11 protein-coding genes are annotated in these 12,821 nt (G+C 59.4%); 4 read left to right on the forward strand and 7 right to left on the reverse strand.

Annotated features, from left to right (window positions below; genetic code table 11):
• Nucleotides 1-303 precede the first annotated feature (303 nt).
• Complete coding sequence (gene dnaE / locus RHIBUN_RS0113570) at nucleotides 304-3,804, forward strand: DNA polymerase III subunit alpha (protein WP_025659962.1); 3,501 nt, start codon at nucleotides 304-306, stop codon at nucleotides 3,802-3,804.
• Nucleotides 3,805-3,806: 2 nt separating this feature from the next.
• On the opposite strand, the gene RHIBUN_RS0113575 is transcribed toward dnaE, so the two are convergent.
• Both RHIBUN_RS0113575 and RHIBUN_RS0113580 read right to left on the reverse strand, forming a co-directional pair.
• Nucleotides 3,807-5,042 (reverse strand): L,D-transpeptidase family protein, encoded by a 1,236-nt coding sequence (locus RHIBUN_RS0113575; RefSeq protein ID WP_025659963.1) that lies wholly within the window; start codon nucleotides 5,040-5,042, stop codon nucleotides 3,807-3,809.
• A 94-nt stretch (nucleotides 5,043-5,136) separates the two neighbouring features.
• Nucleotides 5,137-6,426, reverse strand: a complete 1,290-nt coding sequence (locus RHIBUN_RS0113580) for a DNA polymerase IV (protein WP_025659964.1) — start codon at nucleotides 6,424-6,426, stop codon at nucleotides 5,137-5,139.
• Nucleotides 6,427-6,501: 75 nt separating this feature from the next.
• On the opposite strand from RHIBUN_RS0113580, the gene RHIBUN_RS0113585 reads away from it, so the two are divergent.
• Complete coding sequence (locus RHIBUN_RS0113585) at nucleotides 6,502-7,089, forward strand: GNAT family N-acetyltransferase (protein ID WP_025659965.1); 588 nt, start codon at nucleotides 6,502-6,504, stop codon at nucleotides 7,087-7,089.
• Here RHIBUN_RS0113585 and RHIBUN_RS0113590 read toward each other — a convergent pair.
• Together RHIBUN_RS0113590 and RHIBUN_RS0113595 are read right to left on the reverse strand one after the other, a co-directional pair.
• Nucleotides 7,000-7,734, reverse strand: a complete 735-nt coding sequence (locus tag RHIBUN_RS0113590) for a hypothetical protein (RefSeq protein ID WP_025659966.1) — start codon at nucleotides 7,732-7,734, stop codon at nucleotides 7,000-7,002. The genes RHIBUN_RS0113585 and RHIBUN_RS0113590 overlap by 90 nt on opposite strands.
• Before the next feature lie 2 nt (nucleotides 7,735-7,736).
• On the reverse strand, nucleotides 7,737-8,045 hold the full coding sequence (locus RHIBUN_RS0113595) for a DUF3572 domain-containing protein (RefSeq protein ID WP_025659967.1): 309 nt from the start codon (nucleotides 8,043-8,045) through the stop codon (nucleotides 7,737-7,739).
• Nucleotides 8,046-8,177: 132 nt separating this feature from the next.
• Between RHIBUN_RS0113595 and RHIBUN_RS0113600 the strand changes: the two genes are divergently transcribed.
• Together RHIBUN_RS0113600 and RHIBUN_RS0113605 are read left to right on the forward strand one after the other, a co-directional pair.
• On the forward strand, nucleotides 8,178-8,549 hold the full coding sequence (locus RHIBUN_RS0113600) for a response regulator (protein ID WP_007531841.1): 372 nt from the start codon (nucleotides 8,178-8,180) through the stop codon (nucleotides 8,547-8,549).
• A gap of 18 nt (nucleotides 8,550-8,567) precedes the next feature.
• Nucleotides 8,568-9,938, forward strand: coding sequence for a PleD family two-component system response regulator (locus tag RHIBUN_RS0113605; protein ID WP_025659968.1), 1,371 nt, complete (start codon nucleotides 8,568-8,570; stop codon nucleotides 9,936-9,938).
• Nucleotides 9,939-10,643: 705 nt separating this feature from the next.
• Here RHIBUN_RS0113605 and rpmG read toward each other — a convergent pair.
• The 3 genes from rpmG to RHIBUN_RS0113620 all read right to left on the reverse strand — a co-directional run bounded on the left by rpmG (nucleotide 10,644) and on the right by RHIBUN_RS0113620 (nucleotide 12,804).
• The gene (gene rpmG, locus RHIBUN_RS0113610; RefSeq protein ID WP_003587245.1) at nucleotides 10,644-10,811 is read right to left on the reverse strand and encodes a 50S ribosomal protein L33; all 168 of its coding nucleotides are present in this window, start codon (nucleotides 10,809-10,811) and stop codon (nucleotides 10,644-10,646) included.
• Nucleotides 10,812-10,904: 93 nt separating this feature from the next.
• The gene (locus tag RHIBUN_RS0113615; RefSeq protein ID WP_025659969.1) at nucleotides 10,905-12,092 is read right to left on the reverse strand and encodes an MFS transporter; all 1,188 of its coding nucleotides are present in this window, start codon (nucleotides 12,090-12,092) and stop codon (nucleotides 10,905-10,907) included.
• Between the two features lie 256 nt (nucleotides 12,093-12,348).
• Nucleotides 12,349-12,804, reverse strand: coding sequence for a DUF983 domain-containing protein (locus RHIBUN_RS0113620; protein ID WP_025659970.1), 456 nt, complete (start codon nucleotides 12,802-12,804; stop codon nucleotides 12,349-12,351).
• Nucleotides 12,805-12,821 lie beyond the last annotated feature (17 nt).

The following is a 12,821-nucleotide window of genomic DNA, read 5'->3' on the forward strand; positions in this document are numbered from 1 at the left end:
GCTTTTCTCCCATCGTCATGCGGCCAGCAAAACGGAAAAGAATCCTGTTGACAATAGAACAATAGCGGAACAAATTGGAAACATAAGAGAACAGGAGAGCCAAATGACTGACTTGATCCGTGATATCGCAGCATTCACCTCCATCGCAATGTTCGTTGCCAGCTTCTCGCTTATCTGCATGGCAATGTAAGAATTCCGGGGACCGCATGGCTGCCATGCGGTCCGAGCGCAGCCCTTGTCTGGACATCAACCCCTCAATGCTGAGAATAGACCTGATTGATTCAGGTGATCGGAAGGCATGTCATGGCGGGTGCGGAGAAAGACGCGGAAGGCGGTTTCATCGGTGGTACGCCGGGCTTCGTTCACCTTCGGGTCCACTCGGCCTATTCGCTCCTTGAAGGTGCGCTGCCGCTTAAGAAAATTCTCCACAAGGCGTCGGGGGACAGCCAGCCGGCCATAGCGATCACCGACACCAACAACCTGTTCGTCGCCCTCGAATTCTCACAGAAGGCGATGGAGGAGGGCCTTCAGCCGATCATCGGCTGCCAGGTCTCGATTGACATGGAAGACGGCCTGGAGACGGAACGGCGCGGCGGCCAGCAGGCGCTCGTCAAGCTGCCGTCGCTGGTGCTCCTGGCGGCCACCGATGCTGGTTACGAGCGGCTGGTGGATGTTGTCAGCCGCGCCTATCTCGGCGGCGAGGGCAACGGTCAATCGATCCACATTCGGGCCTCCTGGCTCGAGGAGACCGGCACCGACGGCCTGATCGCTTTGACCGGCGCCTTGACGGGACCGATCGACATGGCACTGAAGGACGGGCATGCCGCCCAGGCGGAAGCACGCCTCCTGCTGCTGAAGCGCCATTTCGGGGACCGGCTCTATGTGGAGCTGCAGCGGCACGGCACTTATGACAAGCGCCATGAGCAGAAACTCATTGGCCTTGCTTATGAGCACGACCTGCCGTTGGTCGCCACCAACGAAGCCTTTTTCCCGACCCGTGACGACTATGATGCGCATGACGCCCTGATGGCCGTCGCGCACAACGCCATTGTCTCGGATGATACCCGGTTCCGCCTGACACCCGATCACTACCTGAAGAGCCGCGCCGAAATGGCCAAGCTGTTCGCGGACCTGCCGGAGGCCTTGGAAAACACCGTCGAGATCGCGCGGCGCTGCTCGTTCATCCTGAAGACGCGCAAGCCGATCTTGCCGCGCTTCACCGGCGCGACGGCCGATCCCGAGGAAGCGGAACGCGAAGAGGCGCTCGAACTGCGTCGTCAAGCCGTGGAGGGGCTGGATAGTCGCCTGGCCACACTCGGCATGTCGCCCGGCTATGACGAGAAGGACTACCGCGAACGCCTGGAATTCGAACTCAGCGTCATCGAGCGCATGAAATTCCCGGGCTACTTCCTCATCGTTTCGGACTTCATCAAATGGGCAAAGCAGCATGACATCCCCGTCGGCCCGGGCCGTGGCTCGGGTGCGGGCTCGCTCGTCGCCTACGCGCTGACCATCACTGACGTTGATCCGCTGCGTTTCTCGCTGCTCTTCGAACGCTTCCTCAACCCGGAACGCGTCTCGATGCCGGACTTCGATATCGACTTCTGCCAGGACCGCCGCGAAGAGGTGATCCGTTATGTGCAGCGCAAGTACGGCCGCGAACAGGTCGCGCAGATCATCACCTTCGGTTCGCTGCAGGCCCGCGCAGCACTGCGCGACGTCGGCCGTGTGCTGGAGATGCCCTACGGTCAGGTCGACAAGATCTGTAAGCTGGTGCCGAACAACCCGGCCAACCCGACGCCGCTGTCGAAGGCTATCGAGGAAGAGCCGAAGCTGCAGGAGGAAGCCGACAAGGAGCCGGTCGTCGCCCGCCTGCTCGATATCGCCCAGAAAATTGAAGGTCTCTACCGCCACGCATCGACCCACGCTGCCGGTATCGTCATCGGCGACCGCCCGCTGTCGAAGCTCGTGCCGATGTACCGCGATCCGCGTTCCGACATGCCTGTCACCCAGTTCAACATGAAGTGGGTCGAGCAGGCCGGACTCGTCAAGTTCGACTTCCTCGGGCTGAAGACGCTGACCACGTTGAAGGTCGCCGTCGATTTCGTCGCCAAGCGTGGCATCAAGGTCGATCTTGCCTCGATCCCGCTGGACGATAAGCTGACCTACGAGATGCTCTCGCGCGGCGAAACGGTCGGCGTGTTCCAGGTTGAAAGTGCGGGCATGCGCAAGGCGCTGATCGGCATGAAGCCGGACTGCATCGAGGACATCATCGCACTCGTGGCGCTTTATCGCCCGGGCCCGATGGAAAACATCCCGGTCTACAATGCCCGCAAGCACGGCGAGGAAGAGATCGAGTCGATCCATCCGACGATCGACTACCTGCTGAAGGAAACGCAGGGGGTTATCGTCTACCAGGAGCAGGTGATGCAGATCGCCCAGGTCCTGTCGGGCTACTCGCTCGGTGAAGCCGACCTTCTGCGTCGCGCCATGGGTAAGAAGATCAAGGCGGAGATGGACCAGCAGCGCGAGCGCTTCGTCGATGGCGCCGTCAAGAACGGCGTGAATAAGCCGCAAGCCGATGTGATCTTCGACCTGCTCGCCAAGTTCGCCAACTACGGTTTCAACAAGTCTCACGCCGCCGCTTACGCGATCGTTTCCTACCAGACCGCCTATATGAAGGCGCATTATCCGGTCGAGTTCCTCGCCGCGTCGATGACGCTCGATATGTCGAACACCGAAAAGGTCAACGACTTCCGCCAGGACGCCAGGCGTCTCGACATCGAGGTAATCCCTCCTTCGGTACAGACCTCGTTCCGCCATTTCGAGACCGGCGACAACAGGATCTACTACGCGCTGGCGGCGCTGAAGGGGGTCGGCGAATCGGCTGTCGATCATATCGTGGAGGTCCGCGGTGGCACCCCATTCGCGAGCCTTGAGGATTTCTGCCTGCGCATTGATCCGCGACAGGTGAATCGCCGCGTGCTGGAAAGCCTGATTTTCGCCGGTGCTTTCGATTGCTTCGGGCTCGACCGCGCGCAACTGGCGGGCGGCCTCGACCGCATCATGGGCTACGCCCAGCGTGCGCAGGAAAACAAGCTGAGCGGCCAATCGGATATCTTCGGCAGCGCCCTTTCGTCAGAGCCTGAGAAAATCTCGCTGCCGCCGTTTTCGCCGTGGCTGGCCTCGGAGAAGCTGCTCAAGGAGTTTCAGGTCCTTGGCTTCTATCTGACGGCGCATCCGCTCGATAGCTACCAGAGCATTCTGCAGAAGATGCGCGTTCAGACCTTTGCGGAGTTTTCGGCCGCAGTGAAGCAGGGAGCGAGCAACGGCCGCCTTGCGGGCACCGTCATTTCCAAGCAGGAGCGCAAGACCAGGACCGGCAACAAGATGGGCATCATCGTGTTCTCCGACTCCTCTGGGCAGTTCGAAGCCGTCCTATTCTCCGAGATGTTGAACCAGTATCGTGATGTGTTGGAGCCCGGGAAGTCCTTCGTCATTACGGCAACGGGGGAGGAACGGCCGGAAGGCATCGGCCTTCGCTTGCAGACGATACAATCGCTTGAGGAGAAGTCTCTGCAGATGCAGAAGGCCCTGCGCGTCTACGTGCGCGATTCCGGGCCGCTTCGTGCCGTCGCGGCACACCTCAATGCCAAGGGCGATGGCCTAGTCTCCTTCATCGTAATCAAGGAGGAAGGCAAGCGCGAGGTGGAAGTCGAGCTTCCGCAGAAATATCGCATCACGCCTGAGATTGCTGCCGCACTGCGTGCAGCGCCCGGCGTCATCGACGTCGAGCTCGTCTGACGTCAGCCCCTTGTAAGGGTGATGAAGTCGGTTCCTTCGCCGGTCTCGGGACCGATGCCGGTGTCTGAGATTGTCAACGTCGAGCCGGTGGTCAGCATGGCGTCGATCTTCCGCCGCGCCTCCTCAGGAATATCGATACGGCTCAGAGCATTGGCGATCGGCGTGCCTGATATGATCGAGCTTTCCAGGCTGCTAATGCCGAGCCGGTTCATGGTCGCGCGGGCGAGTGTGTTGGGAAGCGTCGCCCCCATCCAGTCCGCCGAGCCGGTTTCGAAATCGACGTTGTGGACAGAGAAGAAATGAGTGCCGAGGGCAAGACCCGGGTTCTCGATCGAGATCGGCGCTTCAAGAACCGGCTGGAAGCCTTGGCGAACCATGATGACGCCGTTCGGCGGCGCTCCCTTGCCCGCCGCGGCATAGACCGCCTTAACGAGCGCGTCACTTGCCGGTGACTTGTCGTTGGTCGGCTCGACTGGATGCTGCAACTTGAAATGACTGATTGCCTGAAGCGTTGCCGACCCGAGGAGGCCATCCGGTTCACCCGCGGCAAATCCGAGCTCGTTGAGATATGTCTGAAGGTCGATGATCTCCTCGCGCAGACTGCGGCGCGTAATGAGAATACGGATCGGTGTGTCGTTCGCGGGAGCCGTCGCCGCCGGCATTTGTGCAGACGGTGGCGCGACGTCGTTCATGGCGACCTGAACCGGAGCCTGCCCGATCGTCGGCCTCAGCGAAGCGTCGGAAAGCAGTGCTGGCGGCTCCGGCATATCCGGCCGGAAGAGCGTTGGGTGATCGATCGGTTCCGGCGTTACTTCCGCGTCGGTAATGACAACCGGAACGCCCATCGCCGTCATCTTGTAGAGCTGCTTGGCGAAGGCTGCCGGCATCCGGACGCAGCCATGCGATGCTGGGTAGCGCGGCACGGAATTCGACTCGTGAAGCGCGATGCCAGACCAGGTCAGCCGCTGCATGAACGGCATCGGCGCAGCCGAATAGATGTTGGATTCGTGATATCTCTGCTTCTCGATGACGGAAAAGATGCCGCTCGGCGTCGTATGGCCCGGCTTCCCCGTAGAAACCTTCGAGGTAGCCACGACCTCTGTGCCGTCGTAGAGCGTGAGCGACTGCGCATCCTTCGATACGAAGATCTGCAGCGTGCGTGCATCCGCCGCGAGAGCGGGATGCACGAGCGCGGTGGCCGACAGCAAGCCGAGGCCAAAAACGAGACGCGACAACATATGACTCAACCGATACGCAATACTTGAAGCCGAAGCCTAGTCGGTGAAGCTTAAGGAAAACTTGATATAAGGAAGCCTGAGGCAGCCTCACGTATTAGTGATCGCGCTTGCCGCCAAACGTATATCCGGTCTGGACGGTGCCTTTGCCGAACTTGTCGCGCAACTTGTCCATTGCCGCTTCGGCTGCGGCCCTACGACCCGATTGCTCATCGATAAGGTCGGGCGGATCTGCGCGCGCGGGGTCGCAAAGGTCGGTGACGCCGATCCCGATGAGGCGAAACTTCGTGCCGTCCGTTTCCTTCCCCAGCAGGTCCAGCCCGGTACGGAAGATGCGGTCGGCAAGCTGGGTCGGGTCTTCGAGCTTGCGATTGCGGGTGCGCAGCTTGAAGTCCGCCGTCTTCATTTTGAGAACCACGGTCTGGCCGGCGATATCATCTTTCTTCAGCCGCCAGGAGACCTTTTCCGAAAGACTCCGGAGGATCGGAACGAGCTCGTCATGGCGGGATATATCGTCGAAGAAGGTCGTTTCGGACGAGACGCTCTTCGCCGCGTCGTTCAGATGCACTTCGCGGTCGTCGATGCCGCGAGAAAGACGCGCGAGCCGCTGCCCGATGCTGCCATATCGGCGCATCAGGTCATTTTCCTCCATCGTCTGCAACTGGCCAATCGTCCGGATGCCATCGGCCTCCAGCGTGGCTGAAAACGCCTTGCCGACGCCCCAGATCGTTGTCACCGGCCGCGGCGCCAGGAACGAAACCGCTTCCTCGCGGCCAATGACCGAGAAGCCGCGAGGTTTCTGAAGGTCGGACGCGACTTTGGCGAGAAACTTGCAGTAGGAGAGGCCAACGGAGATGGTTATGCCGATCTCCTTCTCGATACGCTGGACGAACTTGGCAAGCGTGCGCGCCGGCGGATCGTGATGCAGCCGCTCGGTGCCGCCGAGTTCCAGAAACGCCTCGTCGATCGAAAGCGGCTGAACGAGCGGGGTCAGTTCCTGCATCAAGGTGCGGACCTCGCGTCCGACCTTCACGTATTTTTCCATGTCGGGCCGGATGACAACTGCCTGGGGGCAGGCCTCCAGAGCCTTGAACATCGGCATTGCAGAACGAACGCCGTGGATCCGCGCAATATAGCAGGCGGTCGAGACCACCCCGCGCTTGCCGCCGCCGATGATGACGGGCTTGTCGGCAAGCTCGGGATTGTCACGCTTCTCGATCGCTGCATAGAAGGCGTCGCAATCGATATGCGCCAGCGTCAGGTCGTATAGCTCCTTGTGCCGCACAAGGCGAGGGCTTCCGCACGCCACACAACGGCGCGTTTCGGCCTTCTGCTCGGCAAGGCAGTCGCGACAGAAGCCGGGTGTCTTGGCGTAGGCAAGTGTCATGATGAGAACAAAGATTGAACATCGCAACATTAGCCTCTAAACTTTCGAGTCTCAAGAGAGGCTGGGAGGTTTGCATTGGATATCGATCTCCGTTTCGAGCCGGTGACAGCAGACCGGTGGGGTGACTTCGAACGGCTCTTCGGTCCCCGCGGGGCGTTTTATGATTGCTGGTGTGTCGCGCTTCGCTTGCCTCATGCCGTGCGGACGAAGATGAGGCCGGACGAGCGAAAATCGCACATGCTTGGCAGGATCGCTGTCGGGCCGCCGCCAGGTATTCTGGCCTATGCCGATGAGGAACCGGTCGCCTGGGTTCAGGTCGGGCCAAGGCACGACGTACCGCAATTCAACTCGTCGCGGACGGTGTCCCGACCGATGGAAGAGGGTGATGCGCACGATCCGTCGTTCTGGGCGGTGAGTTGTTTCTTCCTGACATCGCATTTGCGGGGGCAGGGGCTCAGCCATCAACTGCTTGCCGGTGCGATCGACCATGCGCGGCGCCACGGTGCCCGCTACCTCGAGGGCTGTCCGATTGACCACGTCAAGCAATCGAAGTCGGTGACGCTCTGTATTGGATCAACCGCGATCTTCGATGCGGCTGGATTTGAAACCGTGGCCAGACGAAAGGATGGCCGACCGCTCATGCGGCTGGACTTGAGCCCTTGAGACCTCTGCCGAGAAATGCGCCCTCAGCAATTCTGCGGCATGGTCCCAGCCGGCGGCGGCGACGATGCTTCCAACGGGCGGTGGCGCGAACGGCTTGAAATCCGCGTTGGCCATCATGGTCAGGAGCAAGCACTTAGGCACATGATCGGCAACGGAAAGGAGATTGCGTTGCATATCATCGATGAAGGCGACTGGCAGGCTTCGGCCATCATGCAGCCTTGCGACGACGGGCCCCTTGAGCTCTTCGGTGGCGATCAGGTCGAACGAGAGGTCGAGCTGATTGAGAAATTCGCGCCGGATACCGTGGTGCCGAGGTGGCATCGCGGTCAGGAAGACGATGTCGGCGTCGGCCGAAAGCGACTGCAGTGTTTCAACGGCTTTTTCCGCCGGTTTCTGCCAGAGGTGCTGGTTCGCGAAGAACATTTCCTCGAACGAATCGACGGCGTCCCTGTCCAGCTCGCTGCCGTCAAGCAGAGAGACGATATTACCGTAGAGGCGGAACGACCGCGGCAGGAGGTCGTAGCTGTGCGAGCGCAGGAAAGCGGTGAAGGGAGTGAGGAACTCGAGAACCACTTCGTCGATGTCGCAGACAACCAAAGGCCGGTCGCCGAGGCGCACCTGGCTGACGTTGGTAGCAATATCCATGCTCAAAATTCTCCCGAGCCAAGTCCCGGCGGCGAAAAGTGCAGCCATGCCGCATTCAATGCGTCGGGCGCGGTGCCGGTCGCTTGGCAGAAGGCCATCGCCGTCGGCTCGTGCTGCATGACAAAATCCATCATGCCGGAAAGGAAGCCGGGATCGCTGACCACGTGGCGCACCTGGGCCGGTTCAACACCGGTCAATGCGAGAAAACGACCGAACAGATCCGGATCGTTGGCAAGCCAGGCAAGAACGGAGATCGCAGTCTGCTGCGGATCGGCCGCGAGTTGTTTCGAAGTCTTGAAGTTGCTTTGCATTTTTCTGGGTAAGTTACCTATTTTTCAACCAAATAGCGATAGTGTGCCGCCATCGGTTCTATGGAACCATGCCATCGCAGAAGTCTTCTTCATGCGGGGAAGCGGTACCGGAACGGACGTAGGACGCGTGTCATGCCCAAGCAGGTGATGATTGTAGAAGATAACGAGCTCAACATGAAGCTCTTTCGCGACCTCATCGAGGCGTCCGGCTACACGACGATTCAGACCCGAAACGGCATGGAAGCGCTCGACCTCGCGCGCAAATACCGGCCCGATCTGATTTTGATGGATATCCAACTCCCCGAGGTTTCTGGTCTCGAGGTTACTAAATGGCTGAAGGAAGACGACGACCTGCACGTCATTCCTGTTATCGCCGTTACAGCATTTGCCATGAAAGGTGACGAGGAACGCATACGCCAGGGCGGCTGCGAGGCCTATGTCTCCAAACCCATTTCCGTTCCTAAATTCATTGAGACGATCAAGACCTATTTGGGCGATGCCTGACGCATCGGAAAGAAGCCTATGACTGCGCGCATTCTCGTGGTTGATGACATTCCGGCCAACGTCAAGTTGCTCGAGGCGCGGCTAGTCGCGGAGTATTTCGATGTCTTGACCGCCGGCGACGGCTATCAGGCCCTCGCAATATGCGAGCGCAACCAGGTCGATCTTGTCCTTCTTGATATCATGATGCCGGGGATGGACGGCTTCGAGGTCTGCGAGCGCCTGAAGGCCAATTCCAAGACCTCGCACATACCTGTCGTCATGGTGACGGCCTTGGATCAGTCGGCCGATCGCGTGCGTGGTCTGAAAGCCGGCGCAGACGATTTTCTCACCAAACCGGTCAATGACCTTCAGCTGATTTCCCGGGTGAAGAGCCTGTTGCGGCTGAAGACGCTCAGCGACGAATTGCGCATTCGCGCCGAAACAGCGCAGACCATGGGGATCGATGAACTGCTGCGAACCGGCGAGGGGCGGGGCGACGAATCGGGCCAGGTGCTGCTGGTCGACGGACGCGCCAATTCGCAGGAACGCATCATCAAGGCGCTGAAGCCCATCGCCGATGTCTCGGCAATCTCGGATCCGCAGGCGGCACTCTTCGAAGCGTCGGAAACCCCCTTTGAACTGGTTATCGTCAACGCCAATTTCGACAACTACGATCCGCTGCGCCTGTGCTCGCAGCTTCGTTCGCTCGAGCGCACGCGCTTTCTACCGATCCTGATCATCACCGAGCAGGGCGACGACGACATGGTGATCCGGGCCCTGGAACTCGGCGTCAACGACTATATCGTCCGGCCGGTCGATCCCAATGAGCTGGTGGCGCGCAGCCTGACGCAGATGCGCCGCAAGCGTTACAATGATCGCCTGCGCGCGAGCGTGAAGCAAACGATCGAGCTTGCCGTGACCGATCCGCTGACCGGGCTCAGCAACCGCCGCTACCTGGATAATCACCTCAGCACGCTCTTCAATCGCTCGATGGCGCGAGGTCGTCCGCTATCGGTGCTGATCACCGATATCGATCGCTTCAAGCAGGTCAACGACACCTATGGCCATGATGCGGGGGATGATGTGCTGCGGGAGTTTGCAAGGCGCATCCGCTCCACCGTCCGTGGTGCCGATCTGGCCTGCCGATACGGCGGCGAGGAATTCGTAGTGGTTATGCCGGATACCTCGCCCGAAGTGGCGGCAGCCGTCGCGGAGCGACTGCGCTCGGTGGTCGAGACGGTACCGTTCCTGCTGAAGTCAACGGGGCAGGAACTGAACGTCACGGCGTCCTTCGGCATTTCGTCGCGGATCTCCTCCATCCTCACTCCAGGGCAGTTGATGAAGCAGGCGGACCTAGCGCTTTACGAGGCAAAAACGGGTGGCCGTAATCGCGTGGTCGCCGCCGCTTGAGCAATGCTTCTATGAGGCATTTCAGGTCATCCACAACTTGCTAATTAAGGGCGGACGGCACGGCAACGAAGTAATTGCAGTTGCAAAGCCGGCATTTCCCTCCGAAGGTTTGCTCGCTCTCGATATCATGCTAGGCAGATGCCGCGCGGTTGATGGGACAAATGTGAGGATCAATCGGATTTAGCCGGCATTTCGCAAGTAGCTGCGAATGGACAAGCTTTGGCCCGCATCGGCGGAAGCTAATACTATTGGGCTATAGTTTCGGCCTTCTTTGCCCATTAGGCGCTCTTCTTGCAAAAGTACGCGATTCCAAGCTTTAAAAACTGTCCCAAAGCCGTACTTTTAACCATGAAATCAAGCCCAGAAATCTAACCATTAAGAATTTGTTGATTTTCTTTCATTTTCGAGCAAATTATCGGCCATAAGAGATAAGTACTCCCGTGAGGAGTCCGAGGTACCCCATGATGCTCAGGTCCGCCGCATCTCCTGGGTCGTGGGGTCGGTCGGCTGGTTTGCAACAATAAGCGGTTCCTCGTGCCGCGTTGCTTGCTGGTCGACCCCCTTTCAGGAAAACGCCGTCCTTTCCGCATTCTAGGAAGGACGGCGTTTCTGTTTTCAGGCCTGAGACCAGACGGCAGAGCCGGCAAACAAAAAGGCGCGCAGCCCATGGGCGCGCGCCTCTTCGAAAAACGTCAGATCAAGCGATTACTTGATCTTGGTTTCCTTAAACTCGACGTGCTTCTTAGCAATCGGGTCGTACTTGGTCTTCGTCATCTTGTCGGTCATCGTACGGCTGTTCTTCGTCGTGACGTAGAAGAAACCGGTGTCGGCCGTCGACAGCAGCTTGATCTTGATTGTGGTAGCCTTGGCCATGGTCGTCCTGCCTTTAATAAAATGAAAGCCGTGGCAGGCCGGATAGGCTCCACGGCAAATTCTGGCGCGAAACTACGAATCCCGCCCGAAAAGTCAAGCCCGCTTTCGGAGGAAAAGCAGCCTGATCGAGGAAAGCAGGGCATAAAGCCCGAAGAATCCGGCGATCGCCCAGGCAAAACCATTGTTGCCGGCAACGTCGATGGCGGCGCCGATAACCTGCGGCCCGGCCACAGTGCCAACCGCGTAACAGAATACAAAGGCCGCATTGGCTGCTGCGAGGTCCGAGCCGGTCAGGCGAGAGCCGAGGTGACTGAGTCCCACCGTATAAAGGCCCGCGACACAGCCGCCCCAGAACAGAAGTACGGTCGCCATCAGAATCCAGCTGTGCACGAGAACCGGCAGCATCAGGGAGCCTATCAGGCCCATGAAGGCCATCGCGGCCAGCAGCGGGCGCTTGTCCTTCATGCGGTCCGAGAGCAGCCCAACCGGGATCTGGAAGATCACGTTGCCGATTCCCATCACCGTCAGCAGCAGCGCGGCCTGAGATTCCGTAAAGGAGGCGCGCACCGCATAGATCGGGAACAGTGCCAAACCGCCGGCTTCGACGGCCCCGAAAATGAAGACGGCGGCCGTTGCGGTGGGCACAAGGAAGACGTAGCGCATGAAATGAAGTTCAGGCTTCTCCTCGAGAACCGGGCTTTCGTAGCGTGCGATGTAGATGGGAATGGCGGCCAACAAGACGGCACCAGCGCCGACCGCGAATGGAAGCACGCCCTCGCTGCCGAGAATCGAAAAGAGCAGCGGCCCGCCTGCAAAACCGAGCGAAAGGACGGTTGCATAGATGCCGAGCACGAAGCCGCGCTTGGAGGGCGGCGAGGCGGCATTGATCCAGAATTCCGATAGGACGAACAGCGTCGTCGTCGCGCCGTGAAAAGCGAACCGCAGCGGAAACCACATCCAGAAGTCCTGGGCATAGTAGAAGCCGAGTGCGCTGATCGCTGAAATCACGACGGCCCAGATCATCGTCGGGGCGACGCCATATTTGTGCGCCAGTTTCGTGGTGATCGGCGCAGCCGCCATGGCGGCAACTCCGGCCATCGCCGTATTCAGTCCGATCAGTGTCGATGGAATGCCGCGCTTTTCGAGAATGATGCTGAGAAGCGGGAGTCCCAGGCCGATTGCTATGCCGACAGCGGAGATGGACGAAATGGCTGCCACCAGTGAAGGCCAGTGAATTTCTTCGACATCGCCTGGTGTTGTGCCGGTTCGCGGCTGAGACATATACGCATCCTTAGAGACCTGCTGCACAGAATCGCTCACCGCGACGCACCATAGAAAGGCACAGGCGTACCAAATCCAAGTGACGGCTGTGCTTTACAAGATGAAATGCGCTGGCGGCAATAACCTGGATGATCTTGAAGTCGTATAGTCAAAGAAGCTTACCGAATACACATGAGATTTCGCCCCGCGGAACCGCAGCGCCGTTGGGGCTGCCACTACACGTCAATTGTGTCGTCAAGGTGAAGGCAGAAATGTCCTAGCGCTTGCGGCCCGGTATCTCGTAGGCGTCATGATCGTCGGTTTGTCCACCGAAGCCGTGCATCTTCAACGCCCATTGCAGACCGATGACACCGCCCTTGATCGGCTGGATGATCAAAAGCGTGGCAATCAATGTGATGGGTGTCCAGATCGCGAAGGTCAGCCAGAGGGGCATTGGCCAAACAAGATCCGTTGCCATGTAGCCGCCGATGATGACATGGCCGATCACCACGATTGCAAGGTAAGGCGGTAGGTCGTCCGAGCGATGATGGTACATGGCCTCGCCACAGGCGGCACAATTGTCCACCGGCTTCAGGAAGCTTTTGAAGAGTTTGCCGCTGGCGCATGCGGGGCAGGTGTTCATCATGCCGCGCTTGATAGAGCGGCCGAGCGGACGTTCCGCCTCCTCATTGCTTCCGTAACGGATCGTCTGGTCGCTCGAGGTGGTCGTCATCGTTCGTTTCCTTTCGC

Source organism: Rhizobium sp. IBUN (assembly GCF_000510625.1).
Taxonomy (GTDB): Bacteria; Pseudomonadota; Alphaproteobacteria; order Rhizobiales; family Rhizobiaceae; genus Rhizobium; species Rhizobium altiplani.

Bases quoted from the DNA above. Each gene is read 5' to 3' on its own strand.
- RHIBUN_RS0113580 (WP_025659964.1), bottom strand. From the start codon at position 6,426: ATGACACTTGCCTACGCCAAGACACCCGGCTTCTGTCGCGACTGCCTT.
- RHIBUN_RS0113590 (WP_025659966.1), bottom strand. From the start codon at position 7,734: ATGGATATTGCTACCAACGTCAGCCAGGTGCGCCTCGGCGACCGGCCT.
- RHIBUN_RS0113605 (WP_025659968.1), top strand. From the start codon at position 8,568: ATGACTGCGCGCATTCTCGTGGTTGATGACATTCCGGCCAACGTCAAG.
- RHIBUN_RS0113575 (WP_025659963.1), bottom strand. From the start codon at position 5,042: ATGTTGTCGCGTCTCGTTTTTGGCCTCGGCTTGCTGTCGGCCACCGCG.
- RHIBUN_RS0113595 (WP_025659967.1), bottom strand. From the start codon at position 8,045: ATGCAAAGCAACTTCAAGACTTCGAAACAACTCGCGGCCGATCCGCAG.
- RHIBUN_RS0113615 (WP_025659969.1), bottom strand. From the start codon at position 12,092: ATGTCTCAGCCGCGAACCGGCACAACACCAGGCGATGTCGAAGAAATT.
- RHIBUN_RS0113620 (WP_025659970.1), bottom strand. From the start codon at position 12,804: ATGACGACCACCTCGAGCGACCAGACGATCCGTTACGGAAGCAATGAG.
- rpmG (WP_003587245.1), bottom strand. From the start codon at position 10,811: ATGGCCAAGGCTACCACAATCAAGATCAAGCTGCTGTCGACGGCCGAC.
- dnaE (WP_025659962.1), top strand. From the start codon at position 304: ATGGCGGGTGCGGAGAAAGACGCGGAAGGCGGTTTCATCGGTGGTACG.
- RHIBUN_RS0113600 (WP_007531841.1), top strand. From the start codon at position 8,178: ATGCCCAAGCAGGTGATGATTGTAGAAGATAACGAGCTCAACATGAAG.